The sequence below is a fragment of the Marinobacter guineae genome (assembly GCF_002744735.1).
In the GTDB taxonomy this organism is placed as follows: domain Bacteria; phylum Pseudomonadota; class Gammaproteobacteria; order Pseudomonadales; family Oleiphilaceae; genus Marinobacter; species Marinobacter guineae.
This window is the reverse complement of sequence record NZ_KZ319340.1, coordinates 1,207,195-1,224,319: the sequence shown is the minus strand read 5'-3', so window position 1 is coordinate 1,224,319 and position 17,125 is coordinate 1,207,195. Positions and strand designations below refer to the sequence as shown.

Genomic DNA, 17,125 nt, shown 5'->3' with positions numbered 1-17,125 from the left:
GACCTGAACTATGCGCACTGCTTCCCGCTTTCTGATCGTCATCATTTTTCTCGGCGTGGTGCTTGGAGGCATCTTCGGCTACAAGTTCTACCAGTTTGGCCAGATGCAAGAGCAGATGTCCCAGCCCCAGCCGCCTGCACAGATTTCTGCAACCGAGGCTCAGACTGAAAGTTGGACGCCGGCCATCAAGGCCGTGGGCAGTATCGAAGCCGTAAATGGCATTGAGGTTGCAAACGAAGTGCCCGGCGTCATTGAGGAGATCAACTTCGAGTCTGGGGACACCGTTGAACAAGGCAACGTGCTCGTTCGCCTGAACGCGGAAATCGATGAAGCAGCCGTGCGCACTCGTCGGGCCGAAGCCCAACTGGCGGAACAGGAATTCCAGCGGATAGCCGACCTGCTTCCGAAGCGCGCGGTATCCCAGTCCCAGTATGACGAAGCCAAGGCCAACTTTGATGCCGCCCGAGCACGAGTGAACGAGGCCGAAGCGCAGCTGAGCAAAAAGGTAATCCGCGCGCCGTTCGACGGCACCCTCGGTATCCGGATGGTGGATCAGGGTGAGTACATTGCCACCGGCACTCCGATTGTTGAAATCAACATGCTTGATCCGATCTACGTTGATTACACCCTGTCTGAGAAAAACCTGCCGAACGTGAAACCGGGTTACCCGGTGGTCGCGACGGTAGCCGCCGTGCCCGAGCAGGATTTTGAGGGTACCGTCAGCGCCATCAACACCTCGGTCAACCCGGAAACCCGCACCGTGCGCATTCGCGCGACTCTTGGCAATCCCGAGAACCTGCTGCGGCCGGGCATGTTCGCAACGATTCTGACGCGACAGCCGGAAGACAATGAAGTCGTGACCGTTCCGCGAACCGCTATTTCCTACAACACCTACGGCGATTTTGTGTTTGTCGTGGAGGAAAACGATGGCGGTGACCTGGTAGTCAGCCGCCGCACGGTCACCACCGGTGAGACCCGCAATACCCGCGTTGCCGTGCTGTCTGGACTGGAAGCAGGCGAGACCGTGGTTTCCAAGGGCTTGCTGCGCTTGCGTGCCGGACAAAAGGTCGCCATTCAGGGCGACGAGCAGAAGCAGGAGGCGTCTGAGTAATGCGCTTCACTGATATCTTTATCCATCGCCCTGTACTGGCGACGGTGGTCAGCCTGCTCATTCTGCTCCTTGGCGCACGTGCTGCCATGGAAATGGAGATCCGGCAGTATCCGGAGCTCGAGAGCACCACAGTGACGGTAACCACCGCCTATCCAGGTGCCAGCTCAGACCTGATCAAGGGCTTTATCACCACCCCCCTGCAACAGGCGATTGCTGAAGCCAGTGGTATTGACTACCTGACCTCCACGAGCTCCCAGGGATCCTCCACCATTGAAGCCAAGATGGTGCTGAACTATGACGCCAACGCGGCCCTGGCGGAAATTCAGGCCAAGGTGGCCAGCCAGCGCAACGTGCTGCCGGCCGAAGCCCAGGACCCGGTTATCAGCTCAACCACTGGCGATTCAACGGCGCTGATGTACATTGCCTTCTACAGCACCGAGCTGGCCGTGCCCCAGATCACAGATTACCTGACCCGGGTTGTCCAGCCCCGACTGCAGGCACTCTCAGGGGTTGGCAAGGCACAGCTTTTGGGCCGGAAGTTTGCTCTGCGGGTCTGGCTGGACCCGGACCGTCTGGCCGCAGTCGACATGACGCCGCAGGAAGTGGTGGCAAAACTGCGCGCCAACAACTATCAGGCGGCCGTTGGCAACACCAAGGGAACCTACACCGAAATCAGTATGACCAGCGACACCGATGTTGCCGACCCGGATCAATTCCGGAACCTGGTCGTAAAGCAGGCGAATGGCACCCAGATCCGCCTGCAGGACATCGCCCGTGTCGAGCTTGGCTCCGAAACCTACAATCAGCTGGCCCTGTACAAGGGGCAGCCCGCAACCTATGTCGCCATTGAACTGGCCCCGGGGGCCAACCCGTTGACGGTAGCGGGCCTGGTGAAAGACGAGCTGCCGGATATCAAAAGCCAGCTACCTTCCGGCCTGGATGTACGCCTGGCTTATGACGCGTCGGATTTTATTGAGGATTCAATCAACGAGGTTATTCAGACACTGCTGGAAGCGATGGTTATTGTTCTGGTGGTGGTATTCCTCTGCCTGGGCTCAGTGCGCGCTTCCATCGTACCGTCCATTGCGGTGCCGCTGTCCCTGATCGGCGGCGCCTTCATCATGCTGATGTTCGGGTTTTCCCTGAACCTGCTGACCCTACTGTCCATGGTGCTGGCCATCGGTCTGGTGGTGGATGACGCCATCATCATGGTTGAGAACGTGCACCGGCACATTGAAGATGGTGAGTCGCGCTTTGAGGCGGCGATCAATGGCGCCCGTGAAATGGCGGTGCCAATCATCGCCATGACCACAACCCTGGTAGCGGTTTACGCACCCATCGGATTCATGGGCGGACTGGTCGGCTCGCTCTTTACCGAGTTTGCCTTCACTCTGGCCGGTACTGTTGTAATCTCCGGCATTGTCGCTTTGACACTCTCGCCCATGCTGTCAGGCAAGGTGCTGAAACCCCATGGCAACCCCGGGAAATTCGAGAGCCTCGTAGAGCGCACCTTTAACGGTCTCGCCGGAGCTTATAAGTCGGCCCTGAGCTCACTGATGCAAACCAAGTCGGTGGTGGTGTTCTTCGCCATTGTAGTCCTGGGCTCTATTTACTTCATGGTGACGATGAGCCAGAACGAACTGGCACCCACCGAGGATCAGGGCATTCTGTTCTATCAGGGCCTTGGCCCCCAGACCTCGACCCTCGATTATCTGATGGAGCACGGTGACGAGGTCCAGGAGCGGATGTCTACCGTCCCGGGGTATAACGAAGACTTCATGATCATCGGCATCACCAGCCCCAATGCAGTATTTGGTGGCTTCAAGATGGCGCCCTGGAGCGAACGGGAAATCAGCCAGTTCGAAGCTCAGCCACTGCTGGATGCGGAGCTCAAGAATATAACCGGCCTCCAGACTGCCGTGTTTCCAAGACCGTCTCTGCCCGGCTCCGGGGGCGGCTTGCCTTTCCAGTTTGTGATTACTACCGGCAGCAGCTACGAGCAGCTGGACCAGGTGGCTGATGAACTGCTGGGCAAGGCCATGGGCAGCGGCAACTTCATGTTCCTGCAAAAATCCATCAACTTCGACCGCCCGATTACCCGCATCGAGGTGGACAGGGATCGGGTCGCGGATTTGGGCCTGTCGATGCAGGACGTGGGTCAAAGCCTTTCGAGTATGCTGGGCGGTGGTTATATCAACCGATTCAGTATGGAAGGACGCTCCTATCAGGTAATTCCGCAGGTTGACCAGCAGTTCCGTCTCGACGCCCAGGCACTCAACGAGTACCACATCCGGGCTGACAACGGAGAGCTGGTGCCATTGGGGAGCGTGGTGAGCTTCAGCCAGGACGTGGAGCCGTCAAACCGGACCCAGTTCAACCAGCAAAACTCCCTCACGCTCCAGGGTGTAGTGATGCCCGGCGTTGCCGCAGGCACCGCCATGGACTTCATGGAACAGACGGCGGACGAGGTTTTCCCGCAAGGCTTCAGCTACGACTACACGGGGCAAAGCCGTCAACTGGCCACCCAGGGTAGCGCCCTGATGGTGACCTTCTTCCTGTCGCTGCTGGTCATTTATCTGGTGTTGGCGGCGCAGTTCGAGAGCTGGCGGGATCCGTTCATTATTCTGGTCTCGGTACCCATGTCGGTCGCGGGCGCCATGGCGTTCATCGTGCTCGGCTTCGCGACCATGAACATCTACACCCAGGTAGGGCTGATCACGCTGATCGGGGTGGTTTCCAAAAACGGCATCCTGATTGTCGAGTTCGCCAACCAGCTCCAGAAGGAACGCGGACTGAACAAGGTTGATGCCGTGATTGAAGCCGCTGCCATCCGGCTGCGGCCAATCATCATGACGTCCCTGGCACTGATCTTTGCCATGGTGCCACTGCTGATCGCTGTTGGTCCCGGTGCGGAAAGCCGATTCGCCATAGGCCTGACCATCAGTGCCGGCCTTGGCATTGGCACGCTGTTCACTATCTTCGTACTGCCGGCGTTTTATATCCTGCTGGGCCGTGATCATCATGGCTCGGCCGGCGACGAGTACTCGGACGAATCCGCTGGAGACAAGCCGGCAACGGCTCACTGAGTTTGGTAACCGAAAAAAGCCCGGCCACTGCTCAGTGAGCCGGGCTTTTTATTGCTGTTCCGGATTCAGCTAAGGACCAAATCCGCCGCATTATCAGGCTCGCGGCGCTGCAGGTTGCGACGCCATTGCACCGTTTCACTGGGCAGCTCCCCGAAGTGGTCCCGGTACAGGGCGGCAAACCGGCCAAGGTGGGAAAATCCCGCATCGGCGGCATACCAGGAAATGTGGGGCACCTCGCACTGGCAGTCCACCAGCTGGTGGCGAACCCTCATCAACCGGTGGCGCTGGTAAAGCCGATAGGGGGTCATGCCGGTTTCCCGCTTCATCAGGTAGTACAGATTGCGCTCACTGACACCGGAATGGCTTGCCAGCTCCTGCAGATCGAAGTCCCAGTCTGGCTCCCGCCGGATCTTCTCAATCGCCCGCAGCAGTCGTCGGTCAAGCTCTCGACACTGGCACGGTATCCGCGCCTCATTTCCGACGACCTTCGCCAGCTGGCAGAAAAGCTGAGTGGTCATATCTCTGGCGTGAGCATCGTCCCGGAAAAAGGACGAGCGATGCAGATAACAGGTGATCAGGTTCTCACAGGCAGCGAGCACCCCTGCGCCGTCATTTCTGGCGAGCCTGCCCAGCATTCCGGAAGCCGGCCTGAGAATCATAACCTGGCTGCTCGCTGGCAATCGCAGACGGAAACGATCGGAAGGGCGGGCAAGCCGCAGGCGGGCCAGGGGCTTCCACGGACCGTTTTGGAGGGAGATCTCCGGGTTTCCAGCTCTTGCTAGCAGAAGAACTGGGTCGGCTGACCTGCAGCCCATGATATCCATGCCCTGTGTGGCATAAACACAAACCACATTTCCGCCGTCTGATCCAAGGGCGGACAAGGCCCCTACCGGACCGCCGTCCCGGTATAACCGGCATTCCATATCGTCACAACCGGACATCTCACGGATAGCGGCGAGCCATTCACCAAGGGACGCCCGGTTGACCCGCAGGTAGGCGTCGAGTTCGAGATCTGGCACTGTGTTTCGCATAAGGTCTCGGGGACGATGATTGTGGTCCCTCTTTTAGGGCAAGTCCGCCGCTTCCCATAGTCAAATATTGCAAAATGCCCCGAAACCAGTGCTTGTTTGGCCTATTCTTGATGTTGATCAATTAGTGAACCACTTAACGCCTGCCAGGGTGCGGGCCTGGCCATCAAGTACCCCTGGCCCCGATGACACCTCAGCTCACACAGCTTTCTGTACTGATCCTCGTTTTCGATGCCCTCTGCCACCACCTCCAGGTCGAGCGCCTCGGCAATTCCCAGAATCGCCGAAACAATCCGCGAATCCCGGGACTCCTCCCCCAGGCGACGGATGAACTGGCGGTCAATCTTGAGTACCTGTACCGGTAAGGTGTGCAGATAGGCTAGCGACGAATAGCCGGTCCCGAAGTCATCAATCGCGACAATCACCCCCTGGTTACCAAACTCCCGCAGCCGATCGAGGCACTGCCTGGTCAGATTCATCAGGTGGGTTTCAGTGATCTCGATTTCAGGCAGCCAGCCAATCCAGCGAACACGTTCAAAAAACGGGCCCAGCAGAGCTTCGAGACGGGAGTCGGTAATCTGGCGCGCGGAGATATTGATGGCCAGGCAAAGCCCTGGCAGTACATTCCCGGGGAAGTCAGGAAGGTCCGCGAGAAGACAGCGCACCAGATGTTCCGTCAGCTCGTGGATATGGCCTCGATGTTCTGCAATGGGAACGAAATCTGCGGGTGACACCGAGCCGAACTCAGGATGGTTCCAACGCAGAAGCGCCTCCACCCCCGCTACTTTGCCGGTGGCAAGATGGTACTGGGGCTGATAGACCACACTGAACTCTTCCGGCGCGGTCTTCAGTGACGCAATCAGGGCTTCCGACAGGCGTTGCTGGTGACGCCCCTGCTCGGTGTCCACGGCGCTGTATATACGATAGCAGGCTCGCCCTGCCAGTTTTGCTGTGTACATGGCCCGGTCAGCATTCTGCAGCAGTTCCCCGCCGGTTTTGCCTTGGTCCGGATACACAGCGGCGCCTACCGAAGCCGATAGAAAATACTCACGATGATCAACCATCACGGGGGCCTGAAAGATCTGTGTCATGCGCTGGCAGACACCGTCCAGATCATCATCGCATTGCAATTCGATGATGGCCGCAAATTCATCCCCCGAGAGCCTTGCCACCACATCTCCCCGTCTCAACACGCTCTGGATACACAGGGCCGCCTGCTGCAGCACCCGGTCGCCACAGTCATGGCCATGCAGGTCATTGACCGACTTGAAGAAATCAAGATCCACGTAGAGCACTGCGAAACGGCGCCCTTCCCGCTCCCGCTGGGATACGCGGGCCTTTAGGAACTCCTGGAACAGCGAACGGTTGGGCAGCTCGGTGAGCGGATCATAATAGGCCAGTGAAGCGAGTTGCTCGTCGCTGGCGGCAACATCGCCAACGTCCATGAAAACTCCGGCGTACAACCGTCGGTTATCATGCTCCACGGGGTAGATCGATAACCATTGCGGATAGGTCTCACCGTTTTTGCGCCGGTTCCATATCAGCCCCTCCCAGCGTCCGTGACGCTCGAGACTCTCCCACATGGCCTGATAAAACTCCGGAGAATGCAAACCCGAACTGAGTACCGAAGGCGCCTGCCCGAGGACTTCATCCGCCTGGTATCCAGTCACTGAACGAAACATCCGGTTAACGTAGGCAATTCTCGGTTCTGTCGTCGCCAGCATAATCGCCCTGGGATGATTATCCACCAGGGCTCTGAAATCTTGTTGTTGTAATGCCTGCATGCACAGCTCACTCCTTTTCAGCAGTCCCTGAACCTTGTCCGACCACCCCCATCAACCAGCATAGGGAGTATCTGTCGCAAACCTAGCCGCATAATGCAAAAACCACCGTGTTACGACGAAAGCACAAGAAATGGTGAGGAAATGTTCAACTATTGCAATAACCGGATATCGGATGCGCGGGCCGGCGAATCCGGCCGGGGGTTTGCGGTGGTCGCAGATGAAGTCCGGGGCCTCGCGCGGCGAACCCACGAATCAACCCGCAAGATCGACGAGATGATCGGTGCTCTTCAGACCGAAACCCGGGAGGTTGTCGATGTGATCAACAGCGGTGCCCGGAGCTGTGAGCAGACCGCCGGAATAGCCAATGAAGCCAGCGCGAGGCTGGAAGCTACCTTGCGCGATGTCGATGTCATCACCGCCTGCACTCACGAGGTGGCCGGGGCAACTGAGCAACAGGCCGCCCTCAGTGTTCAGGTGGAACGCCGGGCGGAACGTCTGCTGGAGCTGGGCAACCGGTCGGTTCAGAGCAGCGAAAACGCCCGGGAAGAGTCGGAGCACCTCGGCAACAACGTCGACCACGCCCAACTGCTGACCAGCCACTTCCTGCAGATGCTGTGCCAGCGACTGTTGCCTGCTAATGCACCAAAGGACAGGCAACGATTCCCCGAGCCGGTGCAATAAGGTAGGCTGACGGTCCAACCTCTGAATGACTGTGGGAAGATCGCCGAAATCGTGACTCTTGGAACCCTGTTCTGGCTGTTTGTGGCCGGCTTCGCTGCCTGGTACTGGTGGCGAGCCAAAGCCATCAAGGATTCTGTGCTTCAGGCCGCCCATCGCTATTGCAAGACCATGGATGTCATGCTGCTGGACGACGCCGTGTTCCTTCGCGGGCTCTGGTTCAAGCGTGACGAACAGGGTCGGATCCGGGTATGGCGCAGGTTCCTGTTTGATTTCACCTCCACGGGGGAAGAACGCTATACCGGCCGGATCATCATGCTGGGTCAGCGCATCCAGCACATGGAACTGGAACCCCACCGGTTTTCCTGAGCACCCTGCCCCGACTCGAAAAGTCTGCAAAAGTTTCCCCTGAACTTCGGCAATCACCTATCCGTTACCCCATCACAGATATGTTTGGGTTTCCTATACTGACGGGGTTAATCCCGACAAACAGCCACTTCCAACCAACAGACAGGGACAATGGACATCCAAAACGACCACCGTTTCGCGATCAATCTGAACGTACGGGGCATCCAGCCCTCGGCCACCCTTCGCATCAATGAGCTGAGCAACCAGCTCAAGTCCGAAGGCAAGGACATTATCAAGCTGGGCCTGGGCCAATCCCCGTTTCCGGTGCCGGAACGCGTGGTGGAGGCCCTCAGGGAGCATGCCCACGAAAAGGACTACCTGCCGGTCAAGGGCTTGAAGGGACTGCGGGAAGCCATTGCCGGTTATATCAACCGCAATGAGCGCATGCGCTGCACCTGGGAAGACGTGCTGATCGGCCCGGGTTCGAAAGAGCTACTGTTCATCTTGCAGCTGGCCTATTACGGTGATTTGCTGATCCCCCGCCCGAGCTGGGTCTCCTATGCTCCGCAGGCGCGGATTATCGGCCGTTCGGTACACTGGCTGCCAACACACGCCGAGAACAACTGGCAGCTCACTGCAGAGGAGCTGGACATCGTCTGCCGCGACGACCCGTCACGGCCGCGTATTCTCATCCTGAACTATCCATCCAACCCGACCGGCTGTACCTACACAGACGACCAGCTGCTCGCTATTGCCAACGTGGCCCGGAAATACCGGCTGATTCTGCTGTCGGACGAGATCTACGGCGAAGTGAACTACGAAGGCAAGCACAAGTCCATCGCCCGCTATTATCCGGAAGGCACCATCATCAGTACCGGCCTGAGCAAGTGGGCCGGTGCCGGTGGCTGGCGGCTGGGCACCTTTATTTTCCCACGTGAGCTGCGACCGCTGCAGGACGCTATGGCGATCATCGCCAGCGAAACCTACACCGCCACCAGCGCACCGATTCAGCATGCGGCCATTGCGGCCTTCAACGGCGGTGAAGACATTGAGGAATACCTCAAACAGTCACGTCGGGTACTGAAAGTGGTGGGCGAATATATGCATCGGCGCCTGACCGAGATGGGGGCGGTTGTCCAGAAGCCTGAAGGGGCGTTCTATCTGTTCCCCGATTTCTCAGGCTTCCGGGACCAATTGTCGAAGAAGGACATCAAGACCAGCCAGGCATTCTGCCAGGCTCTGTTGGAAAATACCGGCGTGGCCATCCTGCCGGCCAGCGACTTCGGTTTCGTACCGGACCACCTGGCCGCCCGTCTGGCGTTTGTGGATTTCGACGGCGCCGAATCCCTGCAACTGGCCGGTGGTGACTACGCGAATCAGGAACTGGGTGATGACTTCGTCATACAGGCCTGCCCGCGCCTGGTCAAAGCCATGGACAAGATGGACCAGTGGCTGAACAGCCTCTGATTATGCCGTGTTAGACTGGCGCCCTTATACTCTTACGGGATATCAACGAGGGCGCCATGTCTGATTCTGCTTCTCTGCTCGAGATTACCGAATTTGCCGAAAACCTGGCTCGCGAGGCCGGCGAACTGATTCGCCGCGAGCGCGACGGCAATGCCCTGCGTACCGACTACAAACACCAGACCGAACTGGTGACCCACGCTGATGTCATGGCCGACGAGTTCATCACCGGCGCCATCCGCAAACGCTTCCCGGGCCACCGAATCCTCTCCGAAGAAACCATGCCGGACCTCAGCCAGGCCGAGGAACTGGATACGCCGCTGTGGATCGTCGACCCCATCGACGGCACGGTGAACTATGCCTACGGCCATCCGCAGGTTGCGGTTTCCATTGCCTTTGCTGAAAAAGGACGGGTTCAGGCAGGGGTGGTGCACGCGCCATTTCCCGGCGAGACTTTCCGGGCAACCCGTTCACAAGGCGCCAGCCTCAATGGCCGCCCAATCCGCCACAGCGGCGCCACGGTTCCAAGGGACTCACTTTTCGCGACCGGTTTCCCGTACACCAAGGACAATCTCGAGCCGTTGGTGAAACGCCTGGATGCGATGATTCACCAGTGCCGCGACCTGCGCCGGATCGGCTCCGCGGCCCTGGATATCTGCTGGGTGGCCTGCGGCCGGCTGGACATTTACTACGAGAACGTCAGCCCCTGGGACTTCGCCGCCGCCCGCCTGATCGCCCTGGAAGCCGGCGCCACGGCGGGCCATTTCAGCGAGGTTCCGGAAGGATACCCGGCCGACCTCTGGGGCCGGGATATTCTGATCTCGGCGCCGGCAATCTGGGAGCCGGTTCGCGAGATCCTTCGTTCGGCTTCCGGTTATGAGTGATCGTTAAACTGGCCGGTTATTCTGGTTTCGGGAGCCTGCTCGCTTTGGGGGGCAGGCAGGGGAGGGAAGCCTTCTTCCCGGAACCGCTACAAGCACATCCCTGTGCGCTTGACTCCGGCCATCCATGGCCTCCGACATTCCGGGAAGAAGGCTTCCCTCCCCTGCCGACGTTACTTAAGTGATATCGGAAACCTGAACAAGGCAACATCGAAGGTCCGATTAGGCAAAGCCGTAATCCGACAATTGCGGGGTTTCCCAATGGGCTTTGTTGGATTACGGCTTTGCCTAATCCAACCTCCGGCCGATATATCTGATGATTCAGAAAGGATTGGTGGGAGTGCCCTGCGCAGAATGTTGGAGGCCAAGGATGGCCGGAAACAAGCGCACAGGGACGTGCTCGTAGCGGTTCTGCGCAGGGCACTCCCACCAATCCTCTACACCATTAGCCTCAGGCTACGAAAAAGAGGGCCAACTCCAAAGCTAGCCCCAAACACCCTCAGCAACCAGCCCCCAACACTCATCAAAGTCAGTGGAAGGCAAGCGCGAAAACGACGACCGGATGAATCGCTGGATCCGGCCCTCAACGAACACCAGGACATAATCCGCGCCCCGGGCAGCGCTCGTTCTGGGGCGCAAACCCTGGCGGATTTCGCCTTCTTTCAAGGTTTGGCGTACCTGGGTTTCCAGGCGCTCGAAAAACTGCGAGGCGCGTTTTCGCAGGGCGTCGTTTTCGCCCATCAGGGCATCGCCGGTCAGCACGCAGCACAGGCCCGGATTGCGTTCGGCGAACACCAGCACCAGGTGCACCAGTTGCTGCAGTCGAACCCGCACATCTTCCTGCTCCTGCAGGATGACCTGGCAGCGGGAGAACACGGCATCTTCAGCAAATTCGATGAGGGCCTCGAACATTTTCCGCTTGCTGGGAAAGTGGCGATACAAGGCCGCCTCGGTTACGCCCACGGATTTGGCGAGGCCAGCGGTGGTGATGCGGGCTCCCGGGTCGGTCTCCAGGAGTTCCACAAGGGCATGGAGAATCGCCTCGCGGCGACTGGGTTTCTGGTCAGTCATGGCAGGACAGCAGCGCTCTGATTTATCGTCGTCGGGGCCGGTCGTTCGATGCCGGCCCTCGGTTATTGTAAACACGGGGCCAGATGAAAGCCTTCATCTGACTCCATTTTCAGCCTTTTCAGAAGAAGGTGCCATCAATGGGCGACGATGCGCTGGCGTAGAGTTTCTTGGGCATACGGCCCGCCAGGTAGGCTTCACGACCAGCCTCGATGGCAAGGCGCATGGCGTTGGCCATCTTGATGGGGTCTTTCGCCTGGGCGATAGCCGTGTTCATCAGAACGCCATCGCAACCCAGTTCCATCGCAATGGTGGCGTCTGACGCTGTGCCTACGCCGGCATCGACAAGCACCGGCACATTGGCGTTCTCAACAATCAGACGGATGTTGTACCGGTTCTGGATACCAAGCCCGGAACCAATGGGCGCACCCAGGGGCATTATGGCCACGCAGCCCATGTCTTCCAGGCGCTTGGCCAGCAACGGGTCATCGGAGCAGTAGACCATCACCTTGAAGCCGTCTTTGATCAGCTCTTCGGCGGCCACCAGCGTTTCGGTCATGTTCGGGTAGAGGGTCTTTTCCTCGCCCAGCACTTCCAGTTTGACCAGATCGTGGCCATCAAGCAGTTCCCGGGCCAATTTGCAGGTGCGCACTGCATCTTTGGCGCTATAGCAGCCGGCGGTGTTCGGCAAGATGGTGTAGCGTTTCGGAGAAATCACATCCAGCAGGTTCGGCTCATCCGGGTTCTGGCCCAGATTGGTCCGGCGTACGGCAACCGTGACGATTTCCGCGCCACTGGTCTCGATGGCATGGCCGGCCTCCATCATGTCGCGATACTTGCCGGTACCAACCAGCAACCGGGACTGGTAAACACGGCCGGCGATTTCGAGCGGCCTGTCTTTGGGAAGCTGGAGTTCGGGTGTGTCTGTCGGTTTGTCTGTCATAGTGTTCCTGGGTATCTTGAATTCGGGAGGATGGAAATCGTCGGTACCGATGGGACAATCAGCAGCGGGGGCCGCTCCGTCAGCCGCCGCCAATGGCGTGGACGACTTCAACACGGTCGCCATCACTCAGGGTAAATTCCAGGTGTTGGCTCCGGGGGACGATGTCTTCATTCACCTCAACAGCCAGCCGCTTGCCCGCGAGGGCCAACTGTTCGATCAGTGTCGCAATGGTCGCGCCAGCCGGCAGCTCCATCGCGTTACCATTCACTTCAACCTGCATGAGCGTCTTGAACCTCACTATTCGTCACTTGTTCCGGTTTATGCCGGCCGCTATCAACAGTGCCCAACCGACCATAAAACACACCCCGCCGAGCGGTGTAACCGGACCAATCCAGCGGATTTCGGTCAGTACCAGCAGATAAAGACTGCCACTGAAGAGCAGGATACCGGCCAGATAAAACCCGGCCGCCCAACCCAACAGCTTCCTGGACAGTCCCAGCGCGGCCAGAATTGCCACCAGAACCAGCGCAATGGAGTGATACATCTGATAGGTGACGGCAGTCTGGAAAACTTCAAGGCCCCGTTCACTGACCAGGCCGCGTAAACCATGGGCACCAAACGCGCCCGCCATCACCGCCAGAAGGGCCAGAACACCACCGGCGATGAGGGGAACCCCCAAAACTCGCCCGCGGCCCTGTTGTACGGATTCAGCAGTCACAGTGGATCTTTTCTCCGGAATCCAGATTCATCATGGTCAGTACACCCCCCCAGACACAGCCGGTATCCAGGCCAATGAAACGGTCAACTCCAGTGTTGCCTTCCAGGGCAGCCCAGTGCCCGAACACGACACGGGTATCATCGTTACGGGGATAGCGAAACCAGGGGGAAAAACCTTCCGGGGCATCGCCCGCGGATTCCTTGGTTGCCAATTCCAGGGTGCCATCTTCAGCGATAAAACGCATGCGGGTGAGGTAGTTAGTAATAATCCGCCAGCGGTCCATGCCCGCCAGATGATCATCCCAGCGCTCCGGCTGATTGCCGTACATATGGGTGAAATACTCCGTTGCAACATCGCCGCGGATCACCTCTTCCACCTCACGGGCAAAATTCATGGCCTGGTCCACAGACCAGATGTGAGGCAGGCCAGCGTGAACCATGACCAGGTCGCGGGCCGGATCGTGAATACAGAGCGACTGTTGGCGGAGCCAGTTCACTAGCCGGTCGTGGTCGGGCGCTTCCAGAATATCCGCCAGGGTGTCTTTACGGCGGGTTTCATGACCGCCAAGGGCAACCGCCAGCAGATGCAGGTCGTGATTTCCAAGCACCACCACCGCAGAGGTACCCAGGCTCTCGATGTACCTAAGGGTTTCCAGCGAGGAAGGGCCCCGGTTGATCAGGTCCCCCGCGACCCACAGACGGTCCCGTGAGGGCGAGAAATCCACTTTGGCCAGGACATCCCTAAGACGGTCGTAACAGCCCTGAATATCGCCAATGGCGTAGTCAGTCATCACTTACCTCATTTGCCGGATTAGCCACACTCTTTGCATCCACCAACAGGTCTGCAATGGCCACATAATCAGCCAGGCTCAGGTTTTCAGGTCGCAACCCGTCATTGATTCCCAAACTCTGCAGCTGTGCCACTGAAACCAGCCCGCCAAGGGCCTTGCGCAGGGTTTTACGGCGGGCGTTGAAGGCGGTCCGCACCACGGACTGCAGGGTGGCCAGATCCCTGGCCGGGTATGGCAGGGTTTGATGAGGAACCAGGCGGACAATGGCCGAGTCCACTTTCGGGGCCGGCCGGAAAGCGCCGGGGCCGACTTCAAATAACGGCTGAACCTTGCAGAAATACTGGGTCATGATACCCAGGCGCCCGTAATTATTGTCACCCGGTACCGCGGCCATCCGCTGCACCACCTCTTTCTGGAGCATGAAGTGCATGTCCTGCACGACGCCCGCCTGCCCGAGCAGGTGAAAGATCAAGGGCGTGGATATATTGTACGGCAGGTTACCGATAATCCGTAGGGGCCGGTCAACCATCAGCTGGCTGAAATCGAATTTGAGCGCATCAGCTTGGTGGATCCGGAATTCCGGATAGTTGAAGAACTTGGTGCGCAGTACCGGAATCAGATCCCGGTCAAGCTCCACCACCTGGAGCCTCGGATTGACCGCCAGAATTTCCTCGGTCAGCGCACCAAGGCCGGGGCCTATTTCCACAATGGCATCGTCCGGCTTGGGGTTAATCGCGCGAATGATCCGCTCAATCACCCCCGGGTCGTGCAGGAAATTCTGACCAAACCGTTTTCTGGCCTGGTGGCCGGCTTTGTTACTCACGAACGTGTCTCTTGATTGCTGGATTTAAGACAGCGGGCCATGTGCTCACCCATCTTGATAGCCGCCTGCAAACTGCCGGAGTCGGCCCGGCCGGTGCCGGCCAGATCGAGGGCTGTCCCATGGTCGACAGAAGTACGGACAATCGGCAGGCCCAGCGTGATGTTCACCGCGCGTCCAAAGCCCTGGAATTTCAGCACCGGCAGCCCCTGATCATGGTACATGGCCAGAACGGCATCGGCCTGATCGAGCCAGTGCGGTGTGAACAGGGTATCGGCCGGAAGTGGCCCGGTCAGTGAAATCCCTTCGGCCCGGAGCTTTTCCAGCGTTGGCTCAATGGTTTCAATTTCCTCGCGGCCAAGATGACCACCCTCGCCGGCATGGGGATTGAGTCCGGCTACCAGAATTCGCGGCCGTTCTATCCCGAAGAAACGCCTCAGGTCGGCATCGAGAATCCGGGTAACCTGGGACAAACGCTCTGGCGTAATGGCGGCCGAAACGTCCTTGAGCGGTAAGTGGGTAGTCACTAGCGCCACGCGCAGCTGTTCGGTGGCGAGCATCATCACCACCCGCTCGACCTCGCACAGCTCCTGCAGAAATTCAGTGTGGCCACTGAACGGGATACCGGCTTCGTTGATCACCCCTTTGTGAACCGGCGCCGTAACCATGCCATCAAAGTTCCCCTTCAGGCAGCCGCTACCAGCGATTTCAAGGGTTCTCAGCACATAGGCGCTGTTGACCGGATCAAGCCTTCCGGTCTGGTGGCTGGCACAGCCCTCCACGTGCAGCACGGACAAATGACCCGCCTCCATCCGGGGCGTCTCGCCCGGGTGCCAGGAATGCAGCGCAACCGTCAAACCCAGTTGTTGCGCCCGGGCTTCCAGTAACGGCTGGTTTGCAACCACCACAATGCCGGCCGTCCGGGGCTCCAGCGCAAGCTGAAGACACAGCTCGGGACCAATGCCCGCAGGTTCGCCTGCTGTCAGTGCCAGAGCCAGCGGTTTACCCATCAGGAAACCGGCTCTTCTTCTGCGGGTGAATCGTTGCCGTACTCACCCTTGAACTCGACAAAGGCCTCGTCGCGAACTTCCCGGAGCCAGTTCTGCAATTCGGTCTCGAACTTGCGGCGGTAGATTGCCTGGCGCGCCTCAGTCTCCCGCAATTCACCACTGATGTCCTTCTGGCGGCGCTCCTGAACCTGCAAAATGTGCCAGCCAAACTGGGACCGGAATGGCCCTCTCAGTTCGTCGACATCAGCCTCAATCATGGCCTGCTCAAATGCCGGCACCATCTGGCCCGGGCTTACCCAGCCCAGATTGCCCCCGTCGGAGCCAGATACCGGATCGTCCGAATAGTCCTGAGCCAAAGCGCTGAAACTGGCTCCGTTCTGAAGCTGTTGGTAAAGGTCGCGAATTCTGGCTTCCGCCTCACTATCGGTTACCGCTTCGGACGGCCGAACCAGAATATGACGAACAAGATGCTGCTGAATGACCTGCTGCTGTTCACCGCCGCGCTTGTCCATCAGCATCACCAGGTGGAAGCCACTGTTGTTTTCCAACACAGGGGATGGCTCTCCAACAGCCAGATCCGGCACCACTGGAGCGACCAGAGAGGGCAGCTGGCCCTCTGCCCGCCAGCCCATGTCGCCACCTTCCAGGGCATTACTGGCATCGGATTCCGCAACAGCAACTTCGCGGAAATCCCGCCCTTGGACAATTTCGCTGCGCAGACGTTCAGCCTTTTCCCGGGCGGCTTCCATTTCAGCTTCATCGGAGGGATCGTCAACACTGATAAAAATATAGGCCAGCCGGTATTCCGCACTGTTGTTTCCGCGGGCTTGCTGGCTCTCCAGATAGTTTTCAACCTCCCGGTCGGTCACCCGGACCCGGTTACCCACCTGCCGCTGCTGCACCCGGCTGGTCAGCATTTCCTTGCGGATCTGCTCCCGGGCCTGGTTATAAGTAACGCCTTCCGCTTCCAGTTGCGCTTCAAACTCAGCGAGGGTCATGCCGTTGCGCTCAGCGATATTGGCCATGGTCTCGTTCAGTTCGTTATCGCTGATGCGCATGCCGGCCCGGTCCGCCATCTGCATCTGGATCGATTCGGTGATCAGCTGGTCAAGAACCCGCTCTTCCAGCACCGGTCTCGGTGGCAGTCCTGTGCCCTGGGCCTTGAGCCGACTGGCGATGGTGTTAATCCTGGCCTCCAGCTCGGTCTGAAGAATGACATCCTCATCCACGATGGCCACTACCTGATCCAGCAGTTTTCGCTCTGCCTGAACGGTCAGCGGTGCCAGAACGGCAAGAAAAACCAGTAACGCTTGAACACCATGGCGAAGTGTCGCCTTCATAATCACCTCTGCAAATGGAATGTGAGCCTGCACGCCGGTAAGGGGCTTAGTCCAGC

At 58.8% G+C, this 17,125-nt stretch carries 16 protein-coding genes; 6 read left to right on the top strand and 10 right to left on the bottom strand.

The genetic code is table 11. The features are described 5' to 3' along the window. Positions 1-10 precede the first annotated feature (10 nt). On the top strand, positions 11-1,111 hold the full coding sequence (locus CLH62_RS13595; protein WP_099618669.1) for an efflux RND transporter periplasmic adaptor subunit: 1,101 nt from the start codon (positions 11-13) through the stop codon (positions 1,109-1,111). Continuing rightward, on the top strand, positions 1,111-4,197 hold the full coding sequence (locus CLH62_RS13590) for an efflux RND transporter permease subunit (protein ID WP_099618668.1): 3,087 nt from the start codon (positions 1,111-1,113) through the stop codon (positions 4,195-4,197). Before CLH62_RS13595 ends, CLH62_RS13590 begins: the two co-directional genes overlap by 1 nt. 65 nt (positions 4,198-4,262) lie before the next feature. Here CLH62_RS13590 and CLH62_RS13585 read toward each other — a convergent pair whose 3' ends face one another. After that, positions 4,263-5,228: a helix-turn-helix domain-containing protein gene (locus tag CLH62_RS13585; protein ID WP_099618667.1), complete on the bottom strand. Its 966-nt coding sequence runs from the start codon at positions 5,226-5,228 to the stop codon at positions 4,263-4,265. Between the two features lie 101 nt (positions 5,229-5,329). Beyond that, entirely contained in the window at positions 5,330-7,009 is a 1,680-nt protein-coding gene (locus CLH62_RS13580; RefSeq protein ID WP_099618666.1) for a putative bifunctional diguanylate cyclase/phosphodiesterase, read from the bottom strand. A gap of 141 nt (positions 7,010-7,150) precedes the next feature. On the opposite strand from CLH62_RS13580, the gene CLH62_RS13575 reads away from it, so the two are divergent. From CLH62_RS13575 to CLH62_RS13560, 4 genes are all read left to right on the top strand, one after another. After that, positions 7,151-7,690, top strand: a complete 540-nt coding sequence (locus CLH62_RS13575; RefSeq protein ID WP_322868559.1) for a methyl-accepting chemotaxis protein — start codon at positions 7,151-7,153, stop codon at positions 7,688-7,690. A 51-nt stretch (positions 7,691-7,741) separates the two neighbouring features. Then, positions 7,742-8,056, top strand: a complete 315-nt coding sequence (locus CLH62_RS13570; protein WP_099618665.1) for a DUF3301 domain-containing protein — start codon at positions 7,742-7,744, stop codon at positions 8,054-8,056. Between the two features lie 150 nt (positions 8,057-8,206). Continuing rightward, positions 8,207-9,502, top strand: coding sequence for a pyridoxal phosphate-dependent aminotransferase (locus CLH62_RS13565; RefSeq protein WP_099618664.1), 1,296 nt, complete (start codon positions 8,207-8,209; stop codon positions 9,500-9,502). A 56-nt stretch (positions 9,503-9,558) separates the two neighbouring features. After that, positions 9,559-10,383 (top strand): inositol monophosphatase family protein, encoded by an 825-nt coding sequence (locus CLH62_RS13560; RefSeq protein WP_099618663.1) that lies wholly within the window; start codon positions 9,559-9,561, stop codon positions 10,381-10,383. Between the two features lie 480 nt (positions 10,384-10,863). Here the strand turns inward: CLH62_RS13560 and slmA are convergent, their stop codons facing one another. The 8 genes from slmA to CLH62_RS13520 all read right to left on the bottom strand — a co-directional run bounded on the left by slmA (position 10,864) and on the right by CLH62_RS13520 (position 17,069). After that, complete coding sequence (gene slmA / locus CLH62_RS13555) at positions 10,864-11,451, bottom strand: nucleoid occlusion factor SlmA (protein WP_099618662.1); 588 nt, start codon at positions 11,449-11,451, stop codon at positions 10,864-10,866. 118 nt (positions 11,452-11,569) lie between these two features. Beyond that, complete coding sequence (locus CLH62_RS13550; RefSeq protein ID WP_099618661.1) at positions 11,570-12,391, bottom strand: thiazole synthase; 822 nt, start codon at positions 12,389-12,391, stop codon at positions 11,570-11,572. Between the two features lie 79 nt (positions 12,392-12,470). Continuing rightward, positions 12,471-12,671, bottom strand: a complete 201-nt coding sequence (gene thiS, locus CLH62_RS13545; protein ID WP_099618660.1) for a sulfur carrier protein ThiS — start codon at positions 12,669-12,671, stop codon at positions 12,471-12,473. 24 nt (positions 12,672-12,695) lie between these two features. Beyond that, positions 12,696-13,055 carry a DUF423 domain-containing protein gene (locus tag CLH62_RS13540; protein ID WP_099618879.1) on the bottom strand — a complete coding sequence of 120 codons (360 nt, stop codon included), beginning with the start codon at positions 13,053-13,055 and terminating at the stop codon, positions 12,696-12,698. A gap of 43 nt (positions 13,056-13,098) precedes the next feature. Further along, the gene (locus tag CLH62_RS13535) at positions 13,099-13,899 is read right to left on the bottom strand and encodes a symmetrical bis(5'-nucleosyl)-tetraphosphatase (RefSeq protein WP_099618659.1); all 801 of its coding nucleotides are present in this window, start codon (positions 13,897-13,899) and stop codon (positions 13,099-13,101) included. Continuing rightward, positions 13,892-14,722 (bottom strand): 16S rRNA (adenine(1518)-N(6)/adenine(1519)-N(6))-dimethyltransferase RsmA, encoded by an 831-nt coding sequence (gene rsmA / locus CLH62_RS13530; RefSeq protein ID WP_099618658.1) that lies wholly within the window; start codon positions 14,720-14,722, stop codon positions 13,892-13,894. Before rsmA ends, CLH62_RS13535 begins: the two co-directional genes overlap by 8 nt. Continuing rightward, entirely contained in the window at positions 14,719-15,729 is a 1,011-nt protein-coding gene (pdxA, locus tag CLH62_RS13525) for a 4-hydroxythreonine-4-phosphate dehydrogenase PdxA (RefSeq protein WP_099618657.1), read from the bottom strand. Before pdxA ends, rsmA begins: the two co-directional genes overlap by 4 nt. Further along, entirely contained in the window at positions 15,729-17,069 is a 1,341-nt protein-coding gene (locus CLH62_RS13520) for a peptidylprolyl isomerase (RefSeq protein WP_099618878.1), read from the bottom strand. Before CLH62_RS13520 ends, pdxA begins: the two co-directional genes overlap by 1 nt. Between the last annotated feature and the right edge of the window lie 56 nt (positions 17,070-17,125).